Raw genomic sequence first — 26725 nt, forward strand, 5'->3', positions numbered from 1 at the left:
GGGGCCTCAAAGGGCCTCTGCCGCCAGGGGCGCCGGCTCTTTGGCAGCCGAGCGGGCGGTGTTTCACCCTCAAGGGGAGAGACATCGCCCGCTCGTTGGTGAATCAGACAGCTCCGGCTTCCCAGTCCAGGTCGTCAGGCCGGGGGCGGGAGCGTGACGCYGAACCCGGCCACGGCCAGCCGCAGGAGCAYCTGACCCGGCGCCAGCAGGTCGGCGATCCGAGCGGCGCTGAGCACTTCGAGCTCGGCCAGCCGCGCGGCATACGCCTCGGGGCCGGCGACGCGCGCCTGCTGGAGCTCGATGGTGTTGTGCCACACCCTCTGTCGCGCTTCGCGCAGGAAGCGCTTGCTGCTCAGCCGGTTCAGCGGTTGGAGCACCCGGTCGAGCAGCGAGCGTGCCCCGCCCAGCTCGTCGTCCTCGGCGGCGACGCGGGCGGATAGGACGCCGTCGATGCGTTCGTGGTCACGTTGCCGCCGCGCCAGGACCACGGGATCCGCGAACTCCGCGTCGCTGATGACCGCGAGCAGCGCCTGGGGCAGGTCGTAGTTGATGTGCGCGTTGATGCCCAGCAGCACGTGGCGCAACGCCGGCAACGACTCGGGCGCGTCGAACGCGAGCCGCCACGGTCGGGGCACCTCGTGGCTGCCGACGAGGTCGAGCTCCAGCGCCGCCAGGTAGAGGTCGGCGAACACCACGTCCCACTGCTCGACCCACCCGGGATCCTCGAACGCCGCGTCGTCGATCGCCTTGCCCACGGCCAGCGTCGTGCGTCGGTAGGTGTCGAGGAAGACGCGCTGCGCGGTGCGTTCGGGAGGCATCCGCCCAAGCCGGGCATCCATGGCAGCAACCACCGTCGCGATGTCGCGTGTGGGCATCTGAACCCCCTGACCGGCCGGGCCTGCGCGCTCTAGTATCAGGCCCAGGACCGGCGGTTGTCAGCCGCTGCGACGGGCGCCACCGGCCGGGAAGCGGGTGCGCAGTGGTGCGTCGACACGGCTTGGGCCGCCACAGCCCGCGCGACTTCGACCCCGTCGCGCTCGGACGCCTCGAGACAACTGCGTGGGCGAGCTACTACCGCCGCGAGTGGTGGCCGGCGCTGCGTTCGTTCGTCGGGATGATCGACCAGGGCTTCGGGCTGGGACCAATTCGAACGTTCGTCGGCGCGTGGCACGTGCTGCGCGCCAACCAGGCGTGGGCGCCGTTGCCCACCAACGATCCTGACGCCGCACGCGCCTCGATGCGCCGGTTCTACCAGCTCGTCGTGGCGCACACCGACCTCGAGTTCGACCCGGTGCGCGCCTCGGTGCTGGAGGTCGAGTGGTGGCGCCTGCACCGGGCGCACCAGCGCGACGACGCCGCCACCAGGGCAGAGCTCGAGCGCGCCCTCGTCGACCTCTACTCCTACGTCTACTCCGCACCCCGCGAGTCGATGCACGACGCGGCTCGGTGGCGCGCCGAAGCCATGGACCTCTCCGACGCGTGGGTCGACGGCGGGTGCGACCTCGCCGACCCTCGGCTCGCTGCCGAGCGACGCGCCCTCGTGGCCTCCTACTCGGCCCTCCTCGACGCCGTCTCGCGGGTCCCGGCATGAACCGCGACGACCGGGTGCTCACCTCCACCCGCGCCCTCTCGGCCTTCATCGCGCCGTTCCTGCTCGTGGCCTTCGTGATCCTCTACGGCTTCCCCGGCGAGACCGCTCGCCTGTGGTCGTGGACGATCCAGGCCCACATGACCTCCATGCTGCTGGCGTCCGCCTACCTCGGCGGCTGCTACTTCTTCCTCCGCGTGCTCCTCGTCGAGCAGCGCTGGGCCGCAGTGCGGATGGGCTTCGTGTCGGTCGCGTTGTTCGCCACCCTCCTCGGCGTCGCCACCGTCATCCACTGGGACAAGTTCGCCCACGGCAAGCTCGCCTTCTGGTTGTGGGCCGGGCTCTACTTCACCGCGCCCCTCCTCGTCGTGGCTGCCTGGCTCGCCAACCAGCGGTATGCCGCGCCGCAGTCACCCGACGCGCCTCGCCTGGCGCGTGGGGCGCGGGCTGCCGTGGCCGGGATGGGGGCGCTGGCGGTGGTCACGGGACTGGCGCTGTTCCTGGCGCCGACCCGGGCCGTCACCGTCTGGCCGTGGCCACTCACCCCACTGACCGCGCGGGTCGTGGGTGCGACGTTCTGCCTCGGCGCAGCCGGGCTCGGGGTGCTGGCCGACGACCGGTGGGAGACGGTGCGGCTGATGCGCCGCGTGCAGCTCGTCATGTTCACCCTCATCGCGATCGCCGTCGTGCGGGCGAGGCACGAGTTCTTCACCGACCGTCCGCTGACGTGGGTGATGGGCGTGGGGTTCATCGGGCTGTTCGCCGTCTCCGCCGTCTCGACGCTCGCGTCGCCACGGGACGTGCGGCCGCGGGTGACCCCGCGGCATACCTCCTGATTTGCCCGAACCCTCCTCAGGGTCACCCCTGACCGACCCCTGAACCGCCACCGAACTCACGCGAAAATCGTTGTCCGTCAACGCAAACGCGGCTTACGGTTGAGGGGAATGGCGCCCGGGCAGGAGGTGCTGAACTGCGACGGAGGGACGACTGCCATGGCTGAAACACGGATCGGGGACGTGGGGCCACTCGCGTGGTTCCCCTCAAGCAAGGCGACCAAGTGGTTCGTGGTCGTCTTCTGGCTGGCGGTCCTCGCCGCGGCATTCGGCCCGGCGGGCAAGCTGCAGGGCGTCCTCAACAACGAGGCCGTCGCCTGGCTCCCCGCCGATGCGCAGTCCACCCAGGTGGTCAAGCAGATCGAGGCGTTCCAGAGCAAGAACGAGTTCCCGGCCGTGATCGTCTACGAACGGCCCGCCGGCATCACGCCGCAGGACCAGCAGGCCGTCGCCGCCCAGGTCGCGAAGTTCAACGCCCTCGACCCCGTGAAGAGCGAGACGGTCGGGCCGATCCCCTCGCAGGACGGCAAGGCCCTGCAGGTCATCGTGCCTGTCGACGCAGGGGAGGGCGGCTGGGACACCCTGGGCGCCACGGTCACGGACCTCCGCGCGGTCGCCGACCAGCGGCCCGCCGGTCTGTCGATGCACGTCACGGGTCCGGTGGGCTACGCCGCAGACTCGTCCGAGGCCTTCTCCGGCATCGACGGCAAGCTCCTCTACTCGGCGATGGCCGTCGTCATCGTCATCCTGCTGCTGACCTACCGGAGCCCGGTGCTGTGGCTGATCCCGGTGATCTCGGCCGGCACCGCGCTCTTCGTCGCCCAGGCGGTGATCTACTTCCTGGCGAAGGGCGACACGCTCACCGTCAACGCGCAGAGCTCGGGCATCCTCACCGTCATCGTCTTCGGCGCGGGGACCGACTACGCCCTACTGCTGGTCGCGAGATACCGCGAGGAGCTGAGGCGCCATGAGGACCGGCACGAGGCGATGGCGTTCGCGCTGCACCGTGCCGGTCCCGCCATCCTCGCCTCCGGTGCCACGGTCATCGCCGGCATGCTGTGCCTGCTCTTCGCGACGATGAACTCGACCAAGGGGCTCGGCCCGGTCGCTGCCATCGGCGTCGCCGTCGGGCTGCTCGTGATGCTGACCCTGCTGCCCGCGCTCCTCGTGGTCTGCGGCCGCTGGATCTTCTGGCCGGTGCGGCCCTCCTACGGCTCGGTCGACCACACCCGCGACGGGTTCTGGGCGCGGATCGGACGCCGGATCGCTGCCGCTCCCAGGCGCACCTGGGTCGTCACGTCGCTGCTGCTCGCCATCGCGTCACTGGGCATCCTGCAGCTCAACGCGACCGGCCTCCAGAACAAGGACGTCTACTACGGCACCCCTGACTCGATCGTGGGGGAGCAGGTCGTGGCCCGGCACTTCCCGGCCGGCACCGGCTCACCGGTCATGGTGCTCGCCAACGCCGACCAGGCCGCCGCGGTCATGACCAAGCTCCAGACCGTCGAAGGCGTGTCCACGGTCGCCGACCCGGTGACCAAGGGCGGGCGGTCGCTGATCATGACCACCCTCGCCGACGCACCCGACTCCGACGCGGCCACCGCGACCGTCGACCGCATCCGCGCCGACATCGCCACGGTGCCTGGGGCCGACGCCATCGCGGGTGGCGACACCGCGACGCGGGCCGACACTCTGCGGGCCTCCGCCGACGACAACGTGCGGATCATCCCGCTGATCCTCGGCGTCGTGCTGCTCATCCTGATCCTGCTGCTGCGGGCGCTCACCGCTCCGCTGATCCTCGTGGCGACCGTCGTGTTGTCCTACGGAGCGGCGATGGGCCTGTCGGCGCTGATCTTCAGGCAGGTGCTGGGCTTCGCCGGTGCGGACTCGTCGTTGCCGCTGTTCGTCTTCGTGTTCCTCGTCGCGCTCGGGATCGACTACAACATCTTCCTGATGACGCGTGTCCACGAGGAGGCCAAGGAGATCGGCACCCGTCGCGGTGCGCTCGTGGGCCTGGCGGCGACCGGTGGCGTGATCACCTCGGCCGGCCTCGTCCTCGCCGGCACCTTCGCGGTGCTCGGGACGCTGCCCGTGGTCACCTTCGCCGAGATCGGGATCGCTGTCGCCCTGGGCGTCCTCCTCGACACGTTGATCGTGCGCTCGGTGCTGGTGACCGCGCTCAACCTCGACGTCCGCGGCCGCATGTGGTGGCCGAGCGCGCTCTCCAAGCGTGACCGCGACCTCGACACGGCGGCACCCACCCCCGAGTCGACCCAGGACGCGCAGCTCGAGCCCGCCCACTAATCTGCCAGCGGCGTGCATAGCTGCCTCAGCGAAGCGATATCACGACCGTGGCGCTATCTCCGCCGTAGCAAGTCGCCAGATGAGTGCCCGCTTGACACCTCATCTCGTACATCTTCCTAGTGACAGGGCTACGCGCAACTACCACCCCGTCCTGCCGGCCGTTTGCTATCCACGCACTCTCGACCGCCAGCGCAAAGGGACAACTGGTATGCGACCCGACACTGACCGTGGCGCTGCAGGGGGTGTATTGGCCGTCGTCCGGCAGCGTTGCGCCGCATGCGGGGTTGTAGTTTGCGCGGTTCGGATTTGCAAGGATCCTGTTCAAGAGTGAAACCGGGACGGCATACCGCTTGGTCGCCGACCCCGCGTAGGCAATCCCCACGACTTCGCCCCGATCGTTGATCACAGCTGAACCAGAACTTCCTGGCTGGATGGGTGCGTCGTTCTCCATCATCAGCTCATTAGAGGAATTCATCGGGTCTGCGATGTATGAGAGCACATGACCTTCGGTGCTCTTGAGTTCCCCTCCTTCCGGGTATCCGACGACTGTGATGTGAGCACCCACTGGCGGATCCTGGGCGCTCAGACTCAACGTGTGGGGCAGATCCTGCTCTGTCTCGACGACAGCTAGGTCGGCGATGAGCGTCGCCCCCACTGCCTTTACATCGAGGTCCCGCCCGTCATACCCACTAACTTGGATAGCCAACGAGTCCTGAACGACGTGCCTGTTGGTGACGAAGAAGCGAGGCGCAATTGCGAAGCCGCTGCCACTCGACACCCCGATGCACTCGACGTTCCGGACTCGGAGGGCTGCACGCTCCCACTCGCTAAAGCCGGATGACCCCACAGTGGCCGCATCATTCCCTGTCGCTCGAGACGAGGGGGYCATTCCTTCCGGTGCGACGGTGACAGTCATTGGTTCCGTTGGTGGGGCGGTCAATCCGCAGGCCGTGAGGGCCAGAGATGCCGCGACCAGAGCCAGGAGGGGCCGTTGCATCACAGTTGGCTAATGACGTCGGACAAGGTGGCATTCAAACTTTGCGCCTCGTCGCATGAGCGGTTTACCGCGGTCGCGTACGCGATTACTTCGTTGATGTCGTAGGAGTCCAATCGCACGACGTAGCCTTGCAGGGTCCGCAGGTTGTTGATACACGTGTCGAGTTTCGAGGAAACTTGCTGAGATAGAGCGGTGATCTGTTGCACTTGGGCAAGGGTGTCGCCGACTTGAGCCTTCTCATTTGCCAGCGCGCGGATCCGGGCCGTGGCGTCGTTGTAATCCTTCGTGACCGCTGTCAGCGAACCCTGAGTCTTGGTCAGATCTGTTTGGAGCTTCTCCGCTTGGGCCCGACTGTCGTCCAATTCATCCTGAGTTCTGGCTCGTGCCGCTTCATTCTGGGACGCTCGGGCGTGCCACTGGTCTGCTGAATTATTCGCGTAGGCCAGGCCGCTACCCAAGCCCGCACAGCTGAGAATGGCAACAACCGCGACGATCGGCCAGATCGGGATCCGGCGGCGTTTAGGCCCCTGCGATCGCGGCTCCGGTCGCGTCTCGTAGAACGGCTCAAGGGGCGAAGACTCCACGCTGCATGATGCAACGGATGCCGTGGACAATGTGGGCGATTTGGTCACCTTCAGCCGAAGGTCGGAGCCTGGCGCGGCAGCGAGGGAGAGATTGCTTCTCCACAGGGATGCTGCATCATTGCGCGAGGGAAAGTTCCCGAGCTACTCGACGTGATGCGCACGCTCCACCCGTGAGACCTATGTGGTCGCCCATCAGGCCCCCGCGCGGCGAGTGTCAGGCGGGCGACATACGGTTGAAGCATGGAATACCGATACCTGGGCAACAGCGGACTCAAGATCTCCGAGATCACCTACGGCAACTGGCTCACCCACGGCTCGCAGGTGGAGAACGACGTCGCCGCGCAGTGCGTGGCAGCGGCGCTCGACGCGGGCATCAGCACCTTCGACACCGCCGACGTCTACGCCAACACCAAGGCGGAGACCGTGCTCGGCGAGGCCCTCAAGGGGGAGCGGCGCGAGAGCCTCGAGATCTTCACCAAGGTGTACTGGCCGACCGGGCCCGGCGGGAAGAACGACACCGGCCTGTCGCGCAAGCACATCATGGAGTCGATCAACGGCTCGCTGAAGCGGCTCCAGACCGACTACGTCGACCTCTACCAGGCGCACCGCTACGACACCGAGACGCCGCTCGAGGAGACGATGACGGCCTTCGCCGACATCGTCCGCCAGGGCAAGGCGCTCTACATCGGCGTCAGCGAGTGGACGGCCGAGCAGATCCGCGATGGCGTGGCGCTGGCCAAGGAGCTCAACATCCAGCTCATCTCGAGCCAGCCGCAGTACTCCATGCTGTGGCGCGTCATCGAGGACGAGGTCGTGCCCACGTCGCGCGAGCTCGGCGTCAGCCAGATCGTCTGGAGCCCGATCGCGCAGGGTGTGCTGACGGGCAAGTACCAGCCCGGCCAGAAGCCGCCGGAGGGTTCGCGCGCCGCCGACGAGAAGGGCGGCGCCGACATGATCAGCCGCTTCATGAACGACGACGTGCTCACCCGGGTGCAGGGCCTCAAGCCGGTCGCTGACGAGGTTGGCCTGTCCATGGCGCAGCTCGCCGTCGCGTGGGTGCTCCAGAACGACAACGTCGCTGCTGCGCTCGTCGGCGCCTCGCGCCCCGAGCAGGTGCACGAGAACGTCAAGGCCGCCGGCGTGAAGCTCGAGCCCGCGCTGATGGCGAAGATCGACGACGTCCTCGGCGACATCGTCGAGCGCGACCCGGGCAAGACCAAGGAGACGTCGCCGCAGAAGCGCGTCGCCTGAGCGGAGACGGTCCGCCCCACCGCCTGGAGGTATGCCGCGTGGTCACCACGCGGCATACCTCCAGTGAGGCGCCCGGCGGGGTGCCCGGCAGGGGCTGCTGATGGGCGAGGCTGGTGATCGGCAGGGCTACTGCGGTTCCGGCGGGCCGGCGCTGGTCACCAACCCGGTCTCGTAGGCGTAGATGACGGCCTGCACCCGGTCGCGGAGGCCGAGCTTCATGAGGACCCGGCCGACGTGGGTCTTGACCGTGGTCTCGGAGACGAACAGCCGCTCGGCCAGCTCGGCGTTGGTGAGCCCGCGGGCGAGCAGCGCGAGCGTCTCGAGCTCTCGAGGGGTGAGGGTGGCCACCCGGTCGCGCGCTGCTGCGTCCACCACGCGGGGTTGTGCGAGGTAGGACTCGATCATGCGCCGGGTGACCGTCGGCGCCAGCAGGGACTCGCCCGCGTGCACCGCCCTGATCCCGGCGACCAGCAGCTCCGGCTGCACGTCCTTGAGCAGGAACCCGCTGGCGCCCACCCGCAGGGCCTCGTACACGTAGGCGTCCATGTCGAACGTCGTGAGCATGACCACGCGCGCCCTGGTCCCCGCTGCCAGGAGTCGCTTGGTTGCGGCGATGCCGTCGAGTCCGGGCATCCGCACGTCCATGAGCACCACGTCCGGCTGGAGGGCTGCCACCTGGGCCACCGCCTGCTCGCCATCGGAGGCCTCGCCGACGACGCGGAGGTCGGGCTCGATCTCGAGGATCATCCGGAACCCGGCTCGCACCAGGGCCTGGTCGTCGACGATGAGCACGCCGATGGTGTCAGTCTCCTGCCGGCCGGCCGATGCCTCCGCCTCGGCCGCCTCCGAGCTCATGCCGACACCAGCGGCAGCGTGGCGACGAGCTCGAAGCCGCCCTCCGGCCTGACCTGGGCGACCAGCGAACCGCCATACACCGCAACGCGTTCCCGCATCCCGAGCAGTCCGCTTCCCGGCTCGGGGGAGTGGGTGGCGCCTACGGGAGGCTGCCCGTCATCACGAACCGCGAGCTGGATCCGCTCGGCGCCGTAGTCGATGACCACCGCCGCGCTGCGCGGGTTCCGGGCGTGTCGGAGCGTGTTCGTCAGGCCCTCCTGCACCAGGCGATAAGCAGTCAGATCCAGCCCTGGCGCGAGCGCTTGCACCGCGCCGTTGACCTGGAGCTCCACCGGCAGCCCGGCGGTGCGGAACTTGTCGGCGAGGCGGTCCAGCTGGTCGAGGCCGGGCGGTGGCTCCAGCTGGGTCTCGTCACCTGACTGGCGCAGCACCCCCACCATGCGACGCATCTCGGCCAGGGCCTCGCGACCGACCGCCTCGACGGTCTCCAGCGCCTGCCGCTCGGCTGCCTGGTCGGGTGTGAGCCGCCGCCGCACCGCCGAGGCCTGCACCGTCATGACGCTGACGCTGTGGCCGATGACGTCGTGCAGCTCCCGCGCGATGCGGTTGCGCTCCTCGGCCACCGCCTGTGAGGCCAGCGCCCGACGGTTCACCCGCCGCTGCTCGGCGTTCTGGACGGTGAGCCGGACCACGAGGCCGAGCAGCCAGGCGATCACTGAAGGGGCCAGCCAGATGAGGGTGAGCAGGCGCTCGATCGTGGTGCCGTGCTGGCCGGTGGGGTCCAAGCTCGACCACGAGAGCCAGAACCCTGCCGCGAGCACGAGTCCCCACCAGGCTCGGCGCGGCGGCAGCCGTCGGCCCACGGTGTACGTGGCGACCAGCATGGGCAGCATCACGCCGTTTCCCTCGGGCGCACCGACCGCCGCGAACTCGACGGTGGAGGCCACGAGGATCGCTGCCTGACAGGCCAGGGGGTTCACGCGGCGACCCACGAGCAGGACTGCCGTGACGGCATACAACACGGCTTGCGCCCACAACGGTCCCTGGCGGTGGGTCGAAGTGAATCCCCACCACGCCTCGAGCTGCCCCAGGACGCCGACCACCACCCCGACCGTGATGTCGAACGCCACGTTCCTGCGCGTCACGCACCGAAGGTACGCCCGCGCGATCGGTCGCACGTCCTCCTTGCGGAGGATGCGCAGATCATCCTGCGGGACCTCGCGATTTCGTGCCCGGGCAGGACGACCTCGGGTGGGTCCGGTTCCTACCGTCGTGGAGGTCGACACCACCACGGTGCGACACCATCACCGGGGAGGAAGCATGAACACCATTCCACGCAGCGCCGGCATCGGGCTCCTGGTCTATGCGGTTGGCACCACTGTCGGGTTCGCAGGGGCGGGGGGTCCGGGGGGCGACTTCGAGCCGGACATCGTTGCGGGCTATGTCGACCCGAGCCACTACGCCAGGTCGCTTGCCTTCTGGTACCTCGGCGCGCTCGCAGCTCTCGGGCTGCTCGCGTTCGGCCACGGGCTCCGTCGGCTGGGAGGCGCCGTGGGGGAAACGGCGTGGGGCCTTTCCGTGGCCGGCGCCGCGATCAGCGTGGTCGGCGCCTTCGTCGGAGGAGGTCTCGTCGTGGCCCTGGCCGAAGGAGGCGAAGGCGTCCGACAGGGAGTGCCGCACCCGGTCGTCTACACGATCAGCGAGATCGGCAACCTGCTGGCGTTGTGCGGGCCGGGGTTCTTCGTCGGGGTGCTGGCGATCGTCCTGGCAGCTCGCGCCGCACTCCCGCGATGGTTGTCCGTCTTCTCGGTCATCGCCGGGCTCTGCGGGATCCTGCTGCCGTTCTACTTCACGATCCCGGTGTACCTGGTCTGGGCGCTGGTCTTCGGGGGTCGGCTGGTGGCGCGGGGCGGCCGTCGCACCGAGGGGGCCGACGTCGTCCTGAGCACGTCCGCCGCCTGACCCGCCCGGGGGGAGGGGTATGCCGCGTGGTCACCACGCGGCATACCCCTCACGTTCGTGGGTCGTCGGCTGGGGGTCGTCGGCTGGGGGTCGCGGTCCCGGGTCGGGGGGCGGGTCGGGGGCGGGTTAGGGGGCGGTGCCTGTGGATGACGGTGCAGATACGGCGCCGTATCTGCACCGTGTCGCACCATTGGTTCACTGGTGTCACACGAATTGGGCATTGTGCCAAAGTGCTTGCAGGGCAACGCGATTCGGCGTGGATGGAGAGCGAACCGCTGTCAGTGGTCTCCCCTAGGTTGGTTCCATGGCATTCGCTCTCGACGGCACGACACCCGGCCCGGTCGGCTCCGACCGACCGGTGCTCGGCGCCGCGCGGGCGGCCCGCGGAGCGTTGGCCGACGCGATGCCCGAGCGGCTGTGGGCCTTGTCCGATGCCGAGGTCGAGGAGGCTCTGACGACCCTGGGCCAGCTCCACGCAAGCGTGGAGGCGCAGCTGGCTGCCGTGGTGGGTGAAGGCAGGTCGCGAGGACTTGGCGTGGGAGAGGGCTGGGGCCCGCAGGACTGGGCTCGGATGCAGGCGCCCGGCTTGAGCGCCCGCCTGCTGGTCGACCTCGACACCGTGGCCCAGACAGCTGAAGAGCCTCGCCTCGCGGAGGTGCGGGAAGCCGTTGCCTCAGGAGCAGATCCGACCGCCACGGAGGCCCTGAGCGTGGCCAAGGGGGCGATGCTGGCCCGGTTCCACCGAGGGGTCCGGGCCATGGCCGAGCCGGAGCAGCTGGCTGATGTGACGGCCGAGCTCCTCTGGGGCGCGCGCGGTCACAACGGCATGCCCGAGAAGACGCTGGCGATCGCGATCCGGCGCACGGCCGACCTGCTGCGACCCGACCGACTCGTGGAGCACGAGGCGGAGGTTCGTCGCGCGCACCGGTCGTTGGTCAAGGGGAAGGGTCCGGTGGGGATGTGGCGCTACACGCTCCTGCTCGACGACGAGGGCGCCGCGATCGTGGACAGTGCTGTCGACGCGCTGGCGAAGCCTCAGCGTGATCCGGAGACCGGCGACTACGACCCCCGCACTCCCGCGGCCCGTCGGGCGGACGCGCTGATCGACTTGGTGCGCAGGGCCGTGAGTGCTCCGGATGGTGTGCCCCGTCAGGCGAAGACCAGCCTTGTGGTCACCATCAAGCTCGACGAGCTCCAGCGGCTGTCCCGGGGCGCGGGGCTGACCCTGGGTGGCGAGCCGCTGCCGATCGAGACCGTGCGCCGGATGGCCTGTGATGCGCAGGTGATCCCCGCTGTGCTCGGCACCCACGGGGAGGTCCTCGAGCAGGGCAGGGCCGAGCGCCTGTTCAACCGTGCCCAGATCCGCCACCTGTGGCTACGAGATGGGCACTGCACGTTCCCCGGCTGCACCAAACCCGCGACCTGGTGCGACGCGCACCACCTCCTTCACTGGGCCGATGGTGGCCCCACCGACACCGACCACGGCGCGCTCTTGTGTCAGCGCCACCACACCGTCGTGCACTCCAACCGCTACGCCGGCGAAGTGGTCGACGGCCCCGGAGGCCCCTTCGTGAAGTGGGACCTCACCCCGGGGTCCTACGACCTCCAGCTGGAGCGGTGGCGCACCAGCCCGCCGCCTGCTGCCGATCCGGCTGTCCCACCGCCGCGACCATGACCCCGCTCCACACCCCGCCCGAGCCGGCGGGGTGCGAAGCATGTGCAGGGGGAGGGAGACGCCGGACGGAGGTATGCCGGGCGGTGACCACCCGGCATACCTGGGCTGAGTTGGGCGCCTGTCGCGCGAGGTGAGCTTCCTCGTCCGAGGCGGGGCGAGCCTCCGGGACCCCAGCGGTTGACCCCCGCCGGCGCGCCACGGAGGGGGTCTCTTCGTCCGTTCGGTCACGAATTGTCGGTCTTGCTTCGACGGGGCACAGGCGCCGGTAGCGTCCGGCGGACCAACCGACGGAGGACAGGGACCATGACTCGACGCATCGTGACGGCGCTCGTCGTCGCGCTCGGCATCTCCATGCTGGGCGCCTGTGGGGGCGACCCCTCGAACGGCGACAACCGCCCCATTGCGTTGGTGGACGCGAAGTCGTCGGCCTCCCCGACGACGTCGGCCGACGCTGCCAAGGCGGCAGCCGCTGCGGCAGCGAAGGCTGCGGCAGATGCCAAGGCCAAAGCCGCAGCAGATGCCAAGGCGAAAGCGGCCGCGGACGCGGCTGCGAAGGCCAAGGCGGCTGCCGCAGCCAAGGCGAAGGCTGCGGCTGCAGCGAAGGCCAAGGCGGCCGCCGCGGCGGCAGCAGCGGCCGCAGAGGCAGAGGCGGAGGCTGCGGCGGCGGCGGCGGTGCCGGAGGACGTGTACTACGAGAACTGCACCGCCGCGCGTGCCGCGGGTGCTGCGCCGGTCTACCGGGGCGACCCCGGCTACTCCAAGAAGCTCGACCGCGACGGCGACGGGGTCGGCTGCGAGTCCTGACGGGCCGACTGGATGATCGCAATCACGTCACCGACCTCACCGAGGTGGGCGAGCTTGTCGGGGTTGACGATCGAGCGGATGCCGGTGATCTCCCCGTCGGTGATGTCGAGCGACCACACGCCGAGTACGCGGTCCCGGTCGTCGACGTAGATGGCACCCGGCCCGCCGTTGATCTCGACCGGCCGCATCGACACCTGCGGGAACCGCGACAGGGCGCGCAACCAGTTGCCCAGGGTGCGCGCGACGCGGCTGCGTCCACGCAACGACCGAGCCAGGGCGGGCACCTTGCCACCGCCGTCGCCCGTGAGCTCGACGTCGTGGGCGAGCAGTGACTCGAGCGCGGCGAGATCACCGTCGTGAGCCGCGGCAAAGAAGCGCGTGGCCAGCTCCCGCTGCTGCTCGCGCGTCGTGGTGAACCGCGGCCGGCGTGCCTTGACGTGCTGGCGGGCCCGGCTGGCGAGCTGGCGCACGTTGTCCTCCGTCTTGCCGACGATCTCGGTGATCTCCGGGTAGGCGTAGCCGAACACGTCGTGCAGCAGCAGCACGGCCCGCTGCTCCGGGGAGAGGCTCTCGAGCAGCACGAGCATCGCGAGTGAGAGCGAGTCGGCGGTCTCCGCGTGCCGTGCCGGGTCGTCCGGTGCGCCCGAACCATCGGTGATGATCGGCTCGGGCAGCCACTCACCCACGTAGCGCTCGCGGCGTGCGCGGGCTGACTTCAGCTCGTTGATCGCCAGCCTCGTGGTGATGGTGGCGACGAACGCGCGGGGCGACGCGATGTCCTCCCCGGCATCGAGGGACTGGTGCACCCGGAGCAGCGCCTCCTGCACGACGTCCTCGGCCTCCGACACGCTGCCGAGCATCCGGTACGCGATGGCGAAYGACGTCGGCCTCAGCGCGTCGAGCAGCTCCTCACGGTCAGTCAGGTGGCCGTCGGTCACGTCCGCACTCGCTCCGGCGCGGACAGCTCGGCGAAACCCTGCCGCCAGCTGGGGTGTCCGAGCTGCCAGTCGAGCTCGCGCCTGGCCTTGGCGTTCGACGCCCCACGCAGCTCGGTCATCATCGCCACTCCGATCTCCCCGGTCAGCAACCGTCCGACGAACCGCGGCACGTGCATCGGCTCCTTCACCCCCAAGCTACGCGCCAGCACCGGCAGCCAGTCGGCGACCTTCGCGGGTTCGTCGTCGACCACGTTGTACACGCCGCGGTGACCGCGCTCGATCGCGGCGACGGTCGCCGCCGCGGCGTCGGCGATGTGGATGAACGACCAGACCCCGCCACCGTTGCCCACGACAGGGAACTTGCGCTGCCGCACCGCCGCCGTCTGCTCACCATCGGGTCCGAGCGACGTGCCGGGGCCGTAGAAACCGCCATAGCGCAGAACGATCCCCTCGGTCCACGTGGCCGCGAGCACAGCGTCCTCGACGTGCTTGATAGCGGCGACCGTCTGCCGCATCTCCTTTGCCGCCCCCGTGCCGAACGAGTCCTCCTCGGTCTTCACCGCACCTCCGACGCGTTCGTATGCCGCGAAGAAGCTCTGCGCGACGAACCGCTTCACCCCGACGGCCTGACCGGCTGACAGCAGGTGGTCGGTGCCCTCGCGTCGCAGCCGGTTGGTCATGGCGAAGGCCTGGTCGAAGTGACGCAGGTCCATCGGCCCGATGGACGTCAGCTGGTGGACGATCACGTCGGGCTGGGCCCGTCCGACGGCCTCGGCGACCTGGTCGGCGTCGAGGGCATCAGCAACAGTCGGCTCGGCACCGAGGGCGCGCAGCAGCTGCTGCTTCGACGCGCTCCGGGTCATCCCGGTGACTTCGTGGCCCGCTCGCACCAGCTGCGGCACGAGCTGCTGGCCGATGGCTCCGGTCGCTCCTGCGACAAACACCTTCATCGTTGTCTCCCTCGTCCTTCGACCACGGCCTGGTCCGGGGTCGGTTCACCTCTACCCACCCAGACAAGGCAGCTCGCAGCGGTGTGACAGTCAGCGGGCGTCGTCCTGTCGTCGCAGCCGCAGGTTGTCCTTCTGGAGGGCGCTGTTGCGACGACGGAGCCCGAGGTTCTGGCTGCTCAGGTCGGCGTTGTCGTCCTGCAGGTCGAGCACCATGGCCACTGCTGCGAGGGTGACGCCGGAGTCGACCAGCTCGCTGATCCGCGCGATCCGCGCCAGGTCTGCGTCGCTGTAGCGGCGGGTACCTCCTTCCGTCCGCTCGGGGGTCACGAGTCCCTTCTCCTCGTACAACCGCAGTGTCGGAGCGGGCAGGCCGACGAGCTCGGCTGCGACCGAGATGGAGTAGAGCGGCCGGTCGGACCGGCCCGGTGCGGCGCTCACGAGCACCCCTCGGGGGTCGTGAGCTGGGTGCGGGACGGTTTGCTGGCCCCGGCACTTGACAAACCGATGTTGAGAGATCTAGAAAATCTATAGCCCATGGCTGAGATTGTAGGGATCGAGGTCAGGGAAGGAAATAGGCCCTCATCCTTGGAGGTGGTTGTGATGCTGATGCGGACTGACCAGTTCCGCGAGCTGGACCAGCTSGCCCAGCAGGTCTTCGGGACGATGGCGCGTCCCACCGTGATGCCCATGGACGCCTGGCGACAGGGCGACACCTTCGTCGTCGAGTTCGACCTCCCGGGGGTCGACCCGGGGTCCATCGACCTGGATGTCGAGCGCAACGTGCTGACCGTCAAGGCCGAGCGCGCTCGGCTCGACGACGGCGTCGACACGATCGCCACCGAACGCCAGCGCGGGGTCTTCAGCCGCCAGCTGTTCCTCGGCGACACCCTCGACGTCGACCGCGTCGAGGCTTCCTACGTGGACGGCGTGCTCAGGCTGAGCATTCCCGTGGCCGAGCACGCCAAGCCCCGGAAGATCGAGATCAGGTCGGGCGACCGGCGCCAGCACGCGATCTCGGCCTGACGAAGCGGCCCCGCGGGCTTTTCCCGACAGCACAGGCTGTCCCGACAGCACAGGCCGTCCAAGTCGACACAGGCTGTTCCGACAACACAGGCTGTCCAGACAACACAGGCCGTCCAAGTCGACACAGGCTGTTCCGACAACACAGGCTGTCCAGACAACACAGGCCGTCCAAGTCGACACAGGCTGTTCCGACAACACAGGCTGTCCCCGCCGACCCCGCCGCTCCGGGACGAGGGTACCCCGGAGGCGCTGTCGGTGTGGTGGGCTCCGTCGTGCGCCTGCCGGGTCGGCGGGGACTGGTCCAGCCACTCGCCGCCTCTCCGCTGGTCGCGCTCCTGGGCTAGGGGCGCGGCAGCAGGGACGGGCGGGGGAGCCTGACCGACATCGACGTGAGGCCGAGCCTCAACGAGGCAGCCCGGGCGAGGTGTCGGCACACCAGGAGGGTGACGACCGCCGGGACCGCGCCGGAGGCGAGCAACGCCGTGCGGGCGCCGTACGTCTCGGCCAGCCACCCGACCACCGGGCCGCCCACCGCCCCGCTGCCGATGAAGACGAGCAGGTAGAGCCCGACGACGCGCCCCCGCAGGTGGTCGACGGCAGCGAGCTGGACCAGTGACTGTGCCGAGGTGAGGAACCCCAGGTTGGCGGCGCCGACCGCGACCAGGAGCAGCGTGAACGCCTCCTGGCCCGGTGCAGCTGCCGTGACCAGGAGCGCGGCTGCCAGCGCGGATCCGGCGACCCCGACCGTGCGCAGCCGGGGCTGGTGCCGGCGACGAGCCGTGGTCAGCGCGCCTGCGAGGGCGCCGAGCGCCACAACGCCGTTGAGCAGGCCGAGCCCTGAGGCGCCGGAATGGAAGACGTCCTTGGCGTATGCCGCGAGCGTCACCGGCAGGCTGATCGTGAAGAACCCGAAGGCGCCCACCATCACCACCGGCCACAGGACGTTCGGCGTGCGCACGGCATACGAGAGGCCGGCCCGGACCCCCGGCGCTCGACCACTCGCGCCGAGCCGCGCGGCGGCGGCAAGGCGGGAGGCGCGGACCTCCGCGCGGGTGGGGGTGCCGCGCATGCACAGCATCGCCACGACGGGGCCCACGAACGACAGCGCGTTGACGACGAAGGCCCACCCGGCGCCCACCGTGCTCATCAGCAGGCCGCCGAGGACGGGGCCCGCCATCGCACCGATCTGGAAGGTGCAGGAGACGAGGCTGATCGCATTCGCGAGCTGGGGGCCCTCGACCACCTCGGACACGAACGACTGGCGCACCGGGTTGTCGAGCGCCGCGACCGTGCCCAGGACGGCTGCCAACAGGAAGACGTGCCAGACCTCGACCCGGCCACTGAGGGTCAGCACGGCCAGGACCGTCGCCGTCAGCATCATCGAGACCTGGGTGCCGAGGAGCAGGTGACGCTTCGGCAGCCGGTCGGCCAGCAGCCCGGCGTGCAGCCCGAACAGCAGGGTGGGTGCGAACTGGAAGGCCGTGACCACACCGACCGCCGTGGGGCTGTCGGTCATGGTGAGGACGAGCCAGTCCTGGGCGATGCGCTGCACCCACCCGCCGGTGCCGGAGAGCAGCAAACCGGAGAGCAGCAACCGGAAGTTGCGGTTGGCGAGGGAGGGGAAGGTGCGCGAGAAGTGTTGGGGGAGTAGCGGTGTGGAGATGCGGACTGAGGCGGCGTCGGTGGAGCTCAAGGGTCGTCCCGGGAAGGTAGCGTCGTGGTCGGGTGGAGTTGGAGCGGTGCAGTCGAGCAGCGTGGACGATGTCCAGTGTCGCCCGTGCAGCGGTGTGGCGCAGTATTCTCATCCAGAATCAGTCCTATAAGTGTCATGCAGGAACGCAATGACCAGCCTCGTGGAGGGAATGCCTGCCGTGTATGACCCCGAGCTGTTGCGGACCTTCGTCGCCGTCGCCCAGTCGTTGAGCTTCACCCGCGCCGGCGAGACCCTCGGGCTGCGCCAGCCGACCGTCAGCCAGCACGTCCGCCGGCTCGAGGACGCGGTGGGCCGGCCGTTGTTCGTCCGGGACACGCGCAGCGTCGCCCTCACCTCCGACGGCGAGGCGATGGCGGCGTTCGCCCGTGACATCCTCGCGGCGCAGGAGCGGGCGGTCGGCTACTTCACCGGCTCCCACCTGCAAGGGCGGTTGCGGTTCGGGGTCACCGACGACCTCGCGCTGACACCGTTGCCGCGCATCCTGCGCGACTTCCGCCAGCTCTACCCGCGGATCGACCTCGAGCTGGCCGTCCTGCAGAACGACGCCCTGGTGCGCCGCATCGAGTCGGGCCACCTCGACGTCGCGTTCGTCAAGCGAGGCGCCGACGCGCCCCGCGCCACCCGGGGCCAGCTCGTCCGACGCGACCAGCTCGTCTGGTGCGGCATCGGCTCCACCCGCATCGACCCCGAGCAACCAGTCCCGTTGGTCGTCTACCAAGCGCCCAGCCTGAGCCGCGCGGTCAGCGTCCAGACCCTCGAGAAGGTCGGCCGGCGCAGCCGGATCACCTGCACGGTCAGGGGGGTCAACGGCGTCCTTGCGGCAGTCCGCGCGGGGCTCGGGGTCGCCGTGATGGCGCGCACCCTCATGCCCGGCGACCTCGTCGAGCTGCCGGCCAGCGTCGGGCTCCCGAAGCTGCCGCACCTCGACCTCGTCCTGCTCACCAACCGCAGTGCACCCGCTGAGCCCGCCAAGGCCCTGACGTCCGCCATCCTCGCGAGCGGCGCGCCCCTCACCCCGGTCACGGCCGGCTGACGCCAGGCGAGGTATGCCGCCAGGCGAGGTGTGCCGCCAGGCGTGGTGTGCCGCGTGGCGCCCGCGACCACGCGGCATACCTCAAACTCGTGGGCGGCGAGGGGTTGCCGAGGAGCGCCGCACGCGGTCGACTGTCGGAGTGGGTCACGCCCACCCGGGGCGCGGCCAGCTCGGACGGAGGTCTGCACATGAGCAGTGAGGTCGACACACGCTCGGATGACGACGTCGACGACAACGTCGACGACCTGGAGGCTGGGGTGCACGCCAGCCACGCGGTCGCGGCGTCGCCCACGCAGGTCTGGCAGCACCTGGTCAGTCCCGCCGGCACCGAGGCCCTCCTCGGCGATGGTGCCCGCATCGGCAACAAGGGCGAACCCTGGCGCGCGTCGGACGGTTCGTACGGCGTCGTGCGCAGCATCCATCCGGTCGAACAGGTGCGCGTGACCTGGCACCCGCACGACGACGGCCCGCTCAGCATGCTCGACGTCCAGCTGCACCCCGACGGTGACTCGACGCGGGTCGAGGTCTACCACGAGGGCCGTGGCATCGCCGGTGACCCGCGCGGCGACAAGGCGCACTGGGACGAGGCGCTGGGCCGCTTTGTGGGAGGCCTGCGGGGCAACTGAGCCCGCCTGAACGGGTCATGGTGAGGTGCCCGACCCGGGCATCGGCGCGAGTGCGTTCTCCATCGATCGACGGAGGCGCGCCTCGTCCGTTGAGAGCACGATCAGGCCATGGGTGAGGTAGACAGGATCGATTCAGGCTCGACCTGGGTGATCTACGAGGGACCGCCCTTCGTCGACCCGACGATCGGACGCTACGGGTCCTTCGTGGACATCTGCATGTCGCTCAACGAGGCCGAGCTCGTCCAGCTGTGTGGTTACTGGGAATGGCGGGCCGACCTCGCTGCACGCGACATCGACCGGTGGTGGTGCTGGACGGTGGTCCGGTTCGGTCGGCGACTCCTCGCCAACCAGGGCGGGGCGCGTCCGCGTCGTCACCAGCCGACCTGACCGACGAGCTCCGCAGGTCAAGCACGGCCGTCGGCGTTGCGGCTAGGGCGAGTCCGGCGTGAGGTCGTAGGGGCAGCCGCCAGAGCCCAGCTTGGCCAGACCCGCGAGGTCACCCTTCCCGAACTCGGTCGCCACGCCGTTCTCGGCCACCATGACCTGCGCCGGGTTGGCGACGTGGTCCAGGCCGACGAGGTGACCCAGCTCGTGCATCACCACGGCGCGCGCGTGCTCGTGGCCGTGGGGCCCTCGCAGGATCTGCGCCAGCTGCGGCCCGTCGAGCGAGACCGACCCGCCGACGTACCGTTCTTGGTCGAGGCTGTTCGCGAAGCGGTGCACGGGGCCGCCCAGGCCCACGACCGAGCCCTTGAGACCCGGCACCACCTCCGGCGTCGTCCAGGCGACGAGCACGGGTGCGCGGGCGCTGCCGGGCAGGCCGTTGGCCAGGTCGCGGGCGCTCTTGACCGGCCGCGGTGCCTGGGTGGTCGGGCCGGCGATGTTCAGGTGCAGACCGCTCGCCGCGTCGACCCGGTCGACGGCCTCGGCCAGGAGGGCGTCGGCCCCCTCGGGCGCTGACGCGCTGTTCACGACGAGCTGGATGGTGAGGCACGGGTCCCACGTGACGGGCTCGCCACGGGAGTTGGTGTTCATGAAGGCGTAGGCGGTCGGGTCGTCGAACGCCTTGCTGGCACGGCTGGGAGCCAGCCCCACCGCACGGACCACCACAGCGCCGCCCACCAGGGCCACGACGACTGCGGCGATGAGCAGGGTGGTGAGGGTGCCCGGTGTGCTCGACCGGCCGGGTGTCCTCGACCGGCCCGGTGGGCTCGACGGGCCGGCGGTGCCTGGCGCGCCGAACTGCTGCGGGGCGTAGGCCGTCTGCGCGGGCGACCACGGGTTCGGCGCTGGGACGGCCTGCGCCGGTGGGCGCACGGGGCGGCGGTGGAGCACCTGCGGTCGACCCGCTCGTCGGTCGGCGAGGCAGTGCAGGCAGATGACCTCGTCGCGCGACGGGTCGAACCCGGCGCGCTCTCCGGCGACCATCACCTCGCCGCACCGGCACACCGAGCCGTCCGGCACCGAGACCACCACGATCCCGTCGTCCACCTGCACCTGCCCCCAGCTCCTCGACCTCGCTGCCGCCCCACCCGACCCGAGGATTCTGCGTCATGAGCAGCGGTCGGTATGCCGGTTCCGCGCACTTTCGCCCGAACGGCTTACGTCGACCGCCTCACTTGTGCGGCAGGGTGCGTGCGTACTCCACGCTGCGCTCGACCCACTCGCGCAGCTGGTCGTCGCTCTCGAACGCGGCCTCGTCGACGCGGAGCCAGCCCTTCATCGCCTTCCCGCGCATCTCGAACGGCCGGACCCCGTCACGCTCGAGCAGCGCCTCGGCCTCGTCCTCGTCGAGGCGCACCATCAGTCCGCCCTTGCTGCTCGCGGCGACCGACATGTTGCCGTTCACCAGGAAGGCGAGCCCGCCGAACATCCGCTTCTCGGTCACGTCGAGGTCGCCCACCACGAGGTCCCGAATCCGCTGCGCCACGCGCTCGTCATACGCCATGGCGTCATTCTGTCGCTGCCTGGGCGTCCAAGGCTGTGGATGGACAAAGTGCGGATGCACGAGTTTGCCTAGACTCGCGTCCGTTCAGGGGCGTTTGAATGACGGGGGAGGGGTCCACGAGTGAGCTCCAAGCACAGGTATGCCGCGACGCTCAGCCTGATCGGCGTGTGCGGCCTGGTCGCGGTGTCGGGCTGTACCGGGGGAGGCGGCAGCCCGCCGGCGTCGAGCTCCACAGCCGCCAGCAGGACCACGAGCAGTGGGACGACCACGTCTGCGCCAAGGGCGTCCACCACCACGACCGCGTCGTCCACCACGACCCCGGTAGAGATCCCCGAGGCGGCAAGAGCCCACACCGAAGCCGGCGCCGAAGCCTTCGTGAAGTTCTTCATGGACCAGGCCAACAGGGCGTGGAAAGAGCCGAATGCGGAGCTGCTTCCGCCGTTGAGCGACTCTGGCTGCCTCTCCTGCAAGGAAATTCAGAAGACTGCAGCCGCATTGGTAAGGGACGGGCAGCACTACGTGAGCGACCCGGTCACCGTCACGCGCGTCGTGGCATTCGGAGGTGCTCCGAAGGGACAGCAGTACGTGCGTCTGTTCATGACCCAGCACAAGGTCGATGTCGTCGATGCAAGCGGAAAGGTGGTTCTGACAGATCCGCAGAAGTTTTTGGCTCGCACCGCGGGCGTGATCTGGGAGGGGGAGTCGTGGCGTTTGTACGACATCGGCCAGTAGTCAGCCTGGGCCTCTGTCTGGCCTTCATCTTCGTTGGTGCGTTGCCAGCGTCGGCTGAAATGGATGGTTCGACACTGCCGGGAGGAACGCGTCTCACGTTCAAGGAACGCCTTGAGCTGCAGCAGATTCGGGCTGATGCCGCCGCTGCGAGGGCGGCAAGCGCTGCGCCTAAGTTCGAATATGCCTCGGTCGCGGACTGTGGCAGCAACAGCCCTGACTCGGCCAACCCGGACGACCTGTGCAAGGACGCGGCAGTGGCTTGTGCGGGGAACACGCCCGAGCAGGGGTTGGGGCCCAGTGTTCGCTTGTTCCGGCGGACGGTGAATTCCGCAGGAGCGCCGTCCGGGCCTTGGGTTCAGTACGGGTCAACGTGTTTCCCCGAGGATGCGCCGGGTCCGGCGCGCCCGCGGGTGACGATGGCGATGGTGCTCGCGGCGTTCCATGACACCGATTTCGCCAAGCCGGTCCTCGTGGTCGAGCCTCGCGGCAACGTCACCCTGGTGACCTTGCCGACCTACTTCCAGATCAGCTGGCCCGAGAGCGGCTTCCAGCCGGGTGAGGTCGACCTGGTCGATCCTGCGCGGATGGCGGGGTTCCGGGTCGAGATCCGTCCTGCGGTCAAGAGCATCACCTACGACTACGGCGACGGCTCCACGAGCGGCCCGACGACTTCTCTCGGCGGTCCCTTTCCGGACGGGGACATCACCAAGACCTACCTCCGAGCTGGAGACTTCGCGGTCCGGGCCGATGTCACGTACTCCGGCCAGTTCCGCGTCAACGGTGGCCAGTGGATCGACATCCCGGGCGACGTCACCATCCGGGGCACGGCGCAGACGCTCACCGTCAAGACCGCGCACGCGCGCCTGGTGGCGCATTGAGCACAGCGAGCCTGACCGAGGGAGTCGACGAGTGAGCCAAACGCGCTGGTACGTAGGGGCATTGAGCGTGTTCGCCGTGTGCGGCGTGGTCGGGGTGTCGGGCTGTACCGGGGGAGGCGGCAGCCCACCCACCCCGAGCTCGACCGCCGTCAGCAGGACCGCGGTCAGCAGGACCACGAGCAGTGGGACCACCCCGCCGGCCACCGTCACCGGTCCTGCCGTACAGATACCAGCGGCGGCCAGGGCCCACACGGCCGCCGGCGCGGAGGCCTTCGTGCGGTTCTTCCTAGATCAGGTGAACACGGCTTGGACCAAGCCCGAGACCGGACTGGTGGCCCCGTTGGGAGATTCGGGATGCCTCAGCTGCAAGGCGTTCGAGGAGGAGGCGGCCGAGCTCGTCGCCAAACACCACCGATATGCCCAACCCCCGGGTCTGTACACCAAGGTCGAGGCAGTTGGCGAGCCCACGAAGCAGGGGCGTCGGTATGTCAAGGTCACCGCGATTCAGCAGCGCGTCAACATTGTCGACAGGTCGGGCAAAGTCGTGAGCACGGACCCGAGAAAGCCCTTGACCCTCACGGCCTTGACGATGTGGCAGGGGGACAGGTGGTTGCTCTACGACATCGGTTGAAGGCCCAACCTCAACCGCGTGCCGGGCCGGGGCGCAGAGAGAACTGGATCAGTGGCCGACGGACAGCGGCTTGAGCTCGCCGTCGAGGGTGCCCATGAGCACGACGGCGCGCAGGCGGTTGAGGAGCTGGTTGGCGTTCTCCTCGACTCGGACACTGTGGTGGGCCGCTGCCTCACCGGTGCACGTGCGGTGCACACCGCGGGCAAGGGTGGTGCCGCAGACACACGTCGCGAGGTTCGCGCCATGGGTGAGCTCGGGGGTGACGAGGGGGAGGTCCACGTCGTGCACGCTATGAGCGGCGCCTGCGGATCGCGTTCGCAATGCCGAGCACCCCCTCCGTTCGTCCGATGCGAAGCTGACCGAACAGGGTGACCCGGAGCGATGTTCGTCGACGGAGGAGCCGAGCCGCCCCCGGGCGCAGGACGGGTCGGCTCAGCCTTTCTGCATCGCCCACGCGAGGCGGATCGCCGTGCGGATCGCGTCCGCGTCGCCGTCGAGGTCCGCTTGCACCTTCAGGTGCTTCTCCCAGCGAGGTGGCACCCCGAATGTGTCCGGGTGGTCGTCGAGGAGCTTCTCACGGTCCTCGAAACCCACCCTCACGAGCACGGTCCCGGGCTCGTCCTGCCGCACCACGAGGCGGTCGTCGACGTACCACGCGACGCGCCCCGGGTGCCCCTTGCGCTTGCACCCAGCCAGCGACGTGGCGTACTCGTCGATCTCGTCGTGGGTCACGCTCAGCACGCTAGCGGACCCGTCTGACGAGTTCCGTGTCTCGGCTTGCCCGCTCTCCCGGGCCGGTTCACGATGGGTTCGTGGCGGGGACCGGTGGGCTGGAGGTGCGGGACGCGACCCAGGAGGACGTGCCGGCGCTCGTGGAGCTCACGACCAGCCGAACCCCCAAGTACGAGAAGTGGTGGGTCTCGACGATCTTCGAGGACAACGTCGAGATCCATGCGGCGCCGATGCTGTACGACTCCGACAGGCTGGTGGGTTATGGCACTGCCACCCACCGGGTAGGTGCGCCGGAGCACCAGCGCACCGTGCAGATCTTCGTCGCCCGGGAGGAGTCCGGTCGAGGCATCGGATCCGCCATCCTCGCTCGCTGCCTGGCTGCGCTTCCCGACACCACCACCGAGGTCTGGACGAAGGTGCACGACGACGACCCCGAGTCGTTGGCGGTGGCCAATCACTGGGCCTTCGAGGTGATGCAGCGCTCGATCAGCTCGCGCGTCGATCTCGCGGGCGCCACCAATCCTCAGCCCCCACCCGGGGTGACCCTCGAGGACTGCGATGGGCTCGAGTTCGACGGTGACGACGCCGCGGCGTTCGACGCCATGCTGGCCGCCAGCCAGACCAACCCCGAGGCCGAGAACATCCACGTGTTGACCCGTCAAGAGATGCAGCACTGGACCGACCCCGGCGAGACCCCGGTCGCCTGCCTCGCCCGGGTGGACGGGCGCCCGGCGGCGCTCGCGTTGGCCATCGTCCTCAAGGAGACGGGCGAGGGCGGCGTCGCCTACACGGGCGTCGACCCGGCATACCGGGGCAGGGGGCTGGGGCGACTCGTGAAGGAGCAGCTGCACGCCCGAGCCGCCGAGTTGGGGATCGGCTGGTTGGGGACCGAGAACGAGGAGCACAACGCGGGGATCCGCCACGTGAACGAGCAGCTCGGCTACGTCAAGACGCACGGCGTCTATCGCCTCCGACGGGTCCTCGAGCCGGGCTGGGGATAACTTCCGGACGAGGGCCTCGCTTGCGGCAGCATCGGACCATGAGCTACCACGACCTACCGCCGGACGCCCGCTCGATTCCGTTGACGGACAACGTCATCCAGAGCGACGTCATCGACCTGATCCTCGACCTCGACGCCCGCCGAGGCGGCGCGCTCGCCCTGATGCTGTGCGACGAGTCCGATCGCGGGGTGCAGCCGATCGTGCTCTCCGACCTTCCGCCGGACGCCCCCGCCGCTGACCTGCGCACCCTCCTCGACCTGCTGCTCCCGATGATCGGTGAGGACCACGGCTCGGTGCTGGTCGGGCGGGGCCGACGTCGTGGGGTGACGCCGACCGACAACGACCGGGAGTGGCACCAGGAGGCGCTCGAGGCGTGCCAGCGACACGGGGTGCGGCTGCTCGGCTTCCACCTCGCCTCGCCCGACGGCATCGAGGCCCTCCCCGCGCCGCTCACCAAGGCCAGCTGACCCCAGGGAGCCGGCATGCGAAACCCGGTCCGACAGGGGAGCGGGGCCCTAGGCTGCCGTCATGTACGAGTACAAGGTGGTCCAGGTCCGCGAAGGGCTGATCGGCGGCAAGATGTCGGCCGACAAGCTCGAGAAGGTCCTCAACGAGTGGGCCCAGAAGGGCTGGCAGGCGAAGTCCGTGACGGCCGTCGAGGTGAAGGGCCGGATCGGCCCGGGTGGCACCGAGGGCGTGCTCGTGACGTTCGAGCGTCAGCGCCCAGCCTGAGTGGATCCCCGTCGCCAGGTCCGCCGCGGCGTCTCAGCCTGACGCGGGCACGCGTTCTGCCTCGGCGCGCGCGACAACCTGCAGGCGGGGCCACTCGTCGCTGATGTTGAGGTCGGCGCCGATGTCGAGCATGGTCGCGGTGAACAGGGCTCCGGTGGCGATCATGCCGGGATGCACGTGCCCGAACACCTCGAGCGTCACGGTGCCGTAGAGCCGCGCCCAGGCGCGTTCGAACATCCAGACCATCCCGGGGGTGGGTGACCCCAGTCCTTCGGTCACCTCGTCGGGCTTGATCTCGCTGCGCAGGATCTCCAACAGCTCCGGGTCCAGCTCGTCGTCCGACGGGACCGAGAACTGGTACTTCGCCCAGAGCCGACCGAAGATCTCACTGAAGAACGCAGCGAACAGGTGCACACCCGAGTCCTCGGGCAGGCAGTCGGCGAGCGACGTGATCACCGCGGTCTTCTTGGGGCTGACCGCCTCCTCCGACTGCATCGACGCGCCTGAGGCAAAGACCATCTGGAACTCGGTGCGGTTGCGCAGGGCCCACGCGCGGAACGCCGCCGAGGCCGCCACGACCTGCGCGGACGGGTCGTCTGCCGCCTGGTCGTCGCGGGCCACCCTCATCGCGGCGACCACGTCCTCGAAGATCGACCGCGCCACGAGGGTGAGCAGCTCGGCGTGGCTGTCGACGTAGCGGTAGAGCGCCGGGGGAGTGAGCCCCATCTCCTGGGCGACCGCGCGGATGGAGACGTCCTCGCCGGTGCGCAGCAGCCGTCGCGACACGTCGACGATCTCGTCGTACGTCGCCTGCCGCTGACGCTCTCGCCGCGTCGGAACCGCCGTCATCCGCCGTCTGCTCCCGCTCGTTGGTACCTCGGATCGATGTCACGCAGAGTTAACCACGAACCCTTCGCTGAACCCTTGACAACTT

At 69.5% G+C, this 26725-nt stretch carries 32 protein-coding genes; 17 read left to right on the plus strand and 15 right to left on the minus strand.

Annotated features, from left to right (window positions below; all coding sequences use genetic code 11):
• Positions 1-134 precede the first annotated feature (134 nt).
• Complete coding sequence (locus AC1DX8_RS05755; RefSeq protein WP_477628958.1) at positions 135-875, minus strand: DUF5995 family protein; 741 nt, start codon at positions 873-875, stop codon at positions 135-137.
• A 104-nt stretch (positions 876-979) separates the two neighbouring features.
• Between AC1DX8_RS05755 and AC1DX8_RS05760 the strand changes: the two genes are divergently transcribed.
• From AC1DX8_RS05760 to AC1DX8_RS05770, 3 genes are all read left to right on the plus strand, one after another.
• A complete protein-coding gene (locus AC1DX8_RS05760; protein ID WP_477628959.1) occupies positions 980-1591 on the plus strand; it encodes a hypothetical protein in 612 nt (203 codons plus the stop codon).
• Positions 1588-2424, plus strand: a complete 837-nt coding sequence (locus AC1DX8_RS05765; protein ID WP_477628960.1) for a hypothetical protein — start codon at positions 1588-1590, stop codon at positions 2422-2424. The genes AC1DX8_RS05760 and AC1DX8_RS05765 overlap by 4 nt, the downstream gene beginning before the upstream one ends.
• 156 nt (positions 2425-2580) lie before the next feature.
• Positions 2581-4725 carry an MMPL family transporter gene (locus tag AC1DX8_RS05770; protein WP_477628961.1) on the plus strand — a complete coding sequence of 715 codons (2145 nt, stop codon included), beginning with the start codon at positions 2581-2583 and terminating at the stop codon, positions 4723-4725.
• Positions 4726-4750: 25 nt separating this feature from the next.
• Here AC1DX8_RS05770 and AC1DX8_RS05775 read toward each other — a convergent pair whose 3' ends face one another.
• Complete coding sequence (locus AC1DX8_RS05775; RefSeq protein WP_477628962.1) at positions 4751-5641, minus strand: S1C family serine protease; 891 nt, start codon at positions 5639-5641, stop codon at positions 4751-4753.
• Between the two features lie 80 nt (positions 5642-5721).
• Positions 5722-6306, minus strand: coding sequence for a hypothetical protein (locus tag AC1DX8_RS05780; protein WP_477628963.1), 585 nt, complete (start codon positions 6304-6306; stop codon positions 5722-5724).
• 240 nt (positions 6307-6546) lie between these two features.
• Here AC1DX8_RS05780 and AC1DX8_RS05785 point away from each other — a divergent pair, with 240 nt between their 5' ends.
• Positions 6547-7557 carry an aldo/keto reductase family protein gene (locus tag AC1DX8_RS05785; RefSeq protein WP_477628964.1) on the plus strand — a complete coding sequence of 337 codons (1011 nt, stop codon included), beginning with the start codon at positions 6547-6549 and terminating at the stop codon, positions 7555-7557.
• Positions 7558-7683: 126 nt separating this feature from the next.
• Here the strand turns inward: AC1DX8_RS05785 and AC1DX8_RS05790 are convergent, their stop codons facing one another.
• Together AC1DX8_RS05790 and AC1DX8_RS05795 are read right to left on the minus strand one after the other, a co-directional pair.
• Complete coding sequence (locus AC1DX8_RS05790; protein ID WP_477628965.1) at positions 7684-8412, minus strand: response regulator; 729 nt, start codon at positions 8410-8412, stop codon at positions 7684-7686.
• The gene (locus AC1DX8_RS05795; protein WP_477628966.1) at positions 8409-9557 is read right to left on the minus strand and encodes a sensor histidine kinase; all 1149 of its coding nucleotides are present in this window, start codon (positions 9555-9557) and stop codon (positions 8409-8411) included. The genes AC1DX8_RS05790 and AC1DX8_RS05795 overlap by 4 nt, the downstream gene beginning before the upstream one ends.
• 175 nt (positions 9558-9732) lie before the next feature.
• On the opposite strand from AC1DX8_RS05795, the gene AC1DX8_RS05800 reads away from it, so the two are divergent.
• The 3 genes from AC1DX8_RS05800 to AC1DX8_RS05810 all read left to right on the plus strand — a co-directional run bounded on the left by AC1DX8_RS05800 (position 9733) and on the right by AC1DX8_RS05810 (position 12853).
• Positions 9733-10374: a hypothetical protein gene (locus AC1DX8_RS05800; protein ID WP_477628967.1), complete on the plus strand. Its 642-nt coding sequence runs from the start codon at positions 9733-9735 to the stop codon at positions 10372-10374.
• Between the two features lie 304 nt (positions 10375-10678).
• On the plus strand, positions 10679-12049 hold the full coding sequence (locus AC1DX8_RS05805) for an HNH endonuclease signature motif containing protein (protein ID WP_477628968.1): 1371 nt from the start codon (positions 10679-10681) through the stop codon (positions 12047-12049).
• A gap of 303 nt (positions 12050-12352) precedes the next feature.
• A complete protein-coding gene (locus AC1DX8_RS05810; RefSeq protein ID WP_477628969.1) occupies positions 12353-12853 on the plus strand; it encodes an excalibur calcium-binding domain-containing protein in 501 nt (166 codons plus the stop codon).
• Here the strand turns inward: AC1DX8_RS05810 and sigJ are convergent.
• From sigJ to AC1DX8_RS05825, 3 genes are all read right to left on the minus strand, one after another.
• Entirely contained in the window at positions 12802-13791 is a 990-nt protein-coding gene (gene sigJ, locus AC1DX8_RS05815) for an RNA polymerase sigma factor SigJ (RefSeq protein ID WP_477628970.1), read from the minus strand. The genes AC1DX8_RS05810 and sigJ overlap by 52 nt on opposite strands.
• Entirely contained in the window at positions 13788-14741 is a 954-nt protein-coding gene (locus tag AC1DX8_RS05820) for an NAD-dependent epimerase/dehydratase family protein (RefSeq protein ID WP_477628971.1), read from the minus strand. Before AC1DX8_RS05820 ends, sigJ begins: the two co-directional genes overlap by 4 nt.
• Positions 14742-14831: 90 nt before the next feature.
• Entirely contained in the window at positions 14832-15179 is a 348-nt protein-coding gene (locus AC1DX8_RS05825; RefSeq protein WP_477628972.1) for a MerR family transcriptional regulator, read from the minus strand.
• Positions 15180-15341: 162 nt separating this feature from the next.
• Here AC1DX8_RS05825 and AC1DX8_RS05830 point away from each other — a divergent pair, with 162 nt between their 5' ends.
• A complete protein-coding gene (locus AC1DX8_RS05830) occupies positions 15342-15764 on the plus strand; it encodes an Hsp20/alpha crystallin family protein (protein WP_477628973.1) in 423 nt (140 codons plus the stop codon).
• A 340-nt stretch (positions 15765-16104) separates the two neighbouring features.
• Here AC1DX8_RS05830 and AC1DX8_RS05835 read toward each other — a convergent pair whose 3' ends face one another.
• Positions 16105-17457 carry an MFS transporter gene (locus tag AC1DX8_RS05835; protein WP_477628974.1) on the minus strand — a complete coding sequence of 451 codons (1353 nt, stop codon included), beginning with the start codon at positions 17455-17457 and terminating at the stop codon, positions 16105-16107.
• Between the two features lie 178 nt (positions 17458-17635).
• Between AC1DX8_RS05835 and AC1DX8_RS05840 the strand changes: the two genes are divergently transcribed.
• From AC1DX8_RS05840 to AC1DX8_RS05850, 3 genes are all read left to right on the plus strand, one after another.
• The gene (locus AC1DX8_RS05840; RefSeq protein ID WP_477629056.1) at positions 17636-18511 is read left to right on the plus strand and encodes a LysR substrate-binding domain-containing protein; all 876 of its coding nucleotides are present in this window, start codon (positions 17636-17638) and stop codon (positions 18509-18511) included.
• Between the two features lie 188 nt (positions 18512-18699).
• The gene (locus AC1DX8_RS05845; protein WP_477628975.1) at positions 18700-19137 is read left to right on the plus strand and encodes an SRPBCC family protein; all 438 of its coding nucleotides are present in this window, start codon (positions 18700-18702) and stop codon (positions 19135-19137) included.
• A gap of 108 nt (positions 19138-19245) precedes the next feature.
• Positions 19246-19524: a hypothetical protein gene (locus AC1DX8_RS05850; protein WP_477628976.1), complete on the plus strand. Its 279-nt coding sequence runs from the start codon at positions 19246-19248 to the stop codon at positions 19522-19524.
• A gap of 42 nt (positions 19525-19566) precedes the next feature.
• Here the strand turns inward: AC1DX8_RS05850 and AC1DX8_RS05855 are convergent, their stop codons facing one another.
• From AC1DX8_RS05855 to AC1DX8_RS05865, 3 genes are all read right to left on the minus strand, one after another.
• Positions 19567-20634, minus strand: coding sequence for a hypothetical protein (locus AC1DX8_RS05855; protein WP_477628977.1), 1068 nt, complete (start codon positions 20632-20634; stop codon positions 19567-19569).
• A 118-nt stretch (positions 20635-20752) separates the two neighbouring features.
• The gene (locus AC1DX8_RS05860) at positions 20753-21085 is read right to left on the minus strand and encodes a TfoX/Sxy family protein (RefSeq protein ID WP_477628978.1); all 333 of its coding nucleotides are present in this window, start codon (positions 21083-21085) and stop codon (positions 20753-20755) included.
• A 68-nt stretch (positions 21086-21153) separates the two neighbouring features.
• A complete protein-coding gene (locus AC1DX8_RS05865; protein ID WP_477629060.1) occupies positions 21154-21474 on the minus strand; it encodes a hypothetical protein in 321 nt (106 codons plus the stop codon).
• Here AC1DX8_RS05865 and AC1DX8_RS05870 point away from each other — a divergent pair.
• The 3 genes from AC1DX8_RS05870 (at position 21413) to AC1DX8_RS05880 (ending at position 23326) form a co-directional block, all read left to right on the plus strand.
• Positions 21413-21817: a DUF6318 family protein gene (locus AC1DX8_RS05870; protein WP_477629057.1), complete on the plus strand. Its 405-nt coding sequence runs from the start codon at positions 21413-21415 to the stop codon at positions 21815-21817. The two genes, AC1DX8_RS05865 and AC1DX8_RS05870, sit on opposite strands and share 62 nt — an antisense overlap.
• 410 nt (positions 21818-22227) lie before the next feature.
• On the plus strand, positions 22228-22695 hold the full coding sequence (locus tag AC1DX8_RS05875; RefSeq protein WP_477628979.1) for a hypothetical protein: 468 nt from the start codon (positions 22228-22230) through the stop codon (positions 22693-22695).
• Positions 22696-22756: 61 nt separating this feature from the next.
• Positions 22757-23326, plus strand: coding sequence for a DUF6318 family protein (locus AC1DX8_RS05880; RefSeq protein ID WP_477628980.1), 570 nt, complete (start codon positions 22757-22759; stop codon positions 23324-23326).
• Positions 23327-23374: 48 nt separating this feature from the next.
• Here the strand turns inward: AC1DX8_RS05880 and AC1DX8_RS05885 are convergent, their stop codons facing one another.
• Both AC1DX8_RS05885 and AC1DX8_RS05890 read right to left on the minus strand, forming a co-directional pair.
• On the minus strand, positions 23375-23605 hold the full coding sequence (locus AC1DX8_RS05885; protein ID WP_477628981.1) for a hypothetical protein: 231 nt from the start codon (positions 23603-23605) through the stop codon (positions 23375-23377).
• Between the two features lie 153 nt (positions 23606-23758).
• Positions 23759-24058 (minus strand): hypothetical protein, encoded by a 300-nt coding sequence (locus AC1DX8_RS05890; protein ID WP_477628982.1) that lies wholly within the window; start codon positions 24056-24058, stop codon positions 23759-23761.
• 80 nt (positions 24059-24138) lie between these two features.
• Here AC1DX8_RS05890 and AC1DX8_RS05895 point away from each other — a divergent pair, with 80 nt between their 5' ends.
• The 3 genes from AC1DX8_RS05895 to AC1DX8_RS05905 all read left to right on the plus strand — a co-directional run bounded on the left by AC1DX8_RS05895 (position 24139) and on the right by AC1DX8_RS05905 (position 25791).
• Entirely contained in the window at positions 24139-25059 is a 921-nt protein-coding gene (locus AC1DX8_RS05895) for a GNAT family N-acetyltransferase (protein ID WP_477628983.1), read from the plus strand.
• A gap of 38 nt (positions 25060-25097) precedes the next feature.
• A complete protein-coding gene (locus tag AC1DX8_RS05900; RefSeq protein ID WP_477628984.1) occupies positions 25098-25526 on the plus strand; it encodes a hypothetical protein in 429 nt (142 codons plus the stop codon).
• Between the two features lie 61 nt (positions 25527-25587).
• Positions 25588-25791 carry a DUF4177 domain-containing protein gene (locus AC1DX8_RS05905; RefSeq protein ID WP_477628985.1) on the plus strand — a complete coding sequence of 68 codons (204 nt, stop codon included), beginning with the start codon at positions 25588-25590 and terminating at the stop codon, positions 25789-25791.
• 33 nt (positions 25792-25824) lie between these two features.
• On the opposite strand, the gene AC1DX8_RS05910 is transcribed toward AC1DX8_RS05905, so the two are convergent.
• Positions 25825-26640, minus strand: coding sequence for a TetR/AcrR family transcriptional regulator (locus AC1DX8_RS05910; RefSeq protein ID WP_477628986.1), 816 nt, complete (start codon positions 26638-26640; stop codon positions 25825-25827).
• Positions 26641-26725: the final 85 nt, after the last annotated feature.

The organism is Pedococcus sp. P2_A3 (genome assembly GCF_056405035.1).

Bases quoted from the DNA above. Each gene is read 5' to 3' on its own strand.
- AC1DX8_RS05765 (WP_477628960.1), top strand. From the start codon at position 1,588: ATGAACCGCGACGACCGGGTGCTCACCTCCACCCGCGCCCTCTCGGCC.
- AC1DX8_RS05770 (WP_477628961.1), top strand. From the start codon at position 2,581: ATGGCTGAAACACGGATCGGGGACGTGGGGCCACTCGCGTGGTTCCCC.
- AC1DX8_RS05785 (WP_477628964.1), top strand. From the start codon at position 6,547: ATGGAATACCGATACCTGGGCAACAGCGGACTCAAGATCTCCGAGATC.
- AC1DX8_RS05790 (WP_477628965.1), bottom strand. From the start codon at position 8,412: ATGAGCTCGGAGGCGGCCGAGGCGGAGGCATCGGCCGGCCGGCAGGAG.
- AC1DX8_RS05800 (WP_477628967.1), top strand. From the start codon at position 9,733: ATGAACACCATTCCACGCAGCGCCGGCATCGGGCTCCTGGTCTATGCG.
- AC1DX8_RS05805 (WP_477628968.1), top strand. From the start codon at position 10,679: ATGGCATTCGCTCTCGACGGCACGACACCCGGCCCGGTCGGCTCCGAC.
- AC1DX8_RS05810 (WP_477628969.1), top strand. From the start codon at position 12,353: ATGACTCGACGCATCGTGACGGCGCTCGTCGTCGCGCTCGGCATCTCC.
- AC1DX8_RS05820 (WP_477628971.1), bottom strand. From the start codon at position 14,741: ATGAAGGTGTTTGTCGCAGGAGCGACCGGAGCCATCGGCCAGCAGCTC.
- AC1DX8_RS05845 (WP_477628975.1), top strand. From the start codon at position 18,700: ATGAGCAGTGAGGTCGACACACGCTCGGATGACGACGTCGACGACAAC.
- AC1DX8_RS05850 (WP_477628976.1), top strand. From the start codon at position 19,246: ATGGGTGAGGTAGACAGGATCGATTCAGGCTCGACCTGGGTGATCTAC.
- AC1DX8_RS05860 (WP_477628978.1), bottom strand. From the start codon at position 21,085: ATGGCGTATGACGAGCGCGTGGCGCAGCGGATTCGGGACCTCGTGGTG.
- AC1DX8_RS05865 (WP_477629060.1), bottom strand. From the start codon at position 21,474: ATGAAGAACTTCACGAAGGCTTCGGCGCCGGCTTCGGTGTGGGCTCTT.
- AC1DX8_RS05900 (WP_477628984.1), top strand. From the start codon at position 25,098: ATGAGCTACCACGACCTACCGCCGGACGCCCGCTCGATTCCGTTGACG.
- AC1DX8_RS05905 (WP_477628985.1), top strand. From the start codon at position 25,588: ATGTACGAGTACAAGGTGGTCCAGGTCCGCGAAGGGCTGATCGGCGGC.
- AC1DX8_RS05910 (WP_477628986.1), bottom strand. From the start codon at position 26,640: ATGACGGCGGTTCCGACGCGGCGAGAGCGTCAGCGGCAGGCGACGTAC.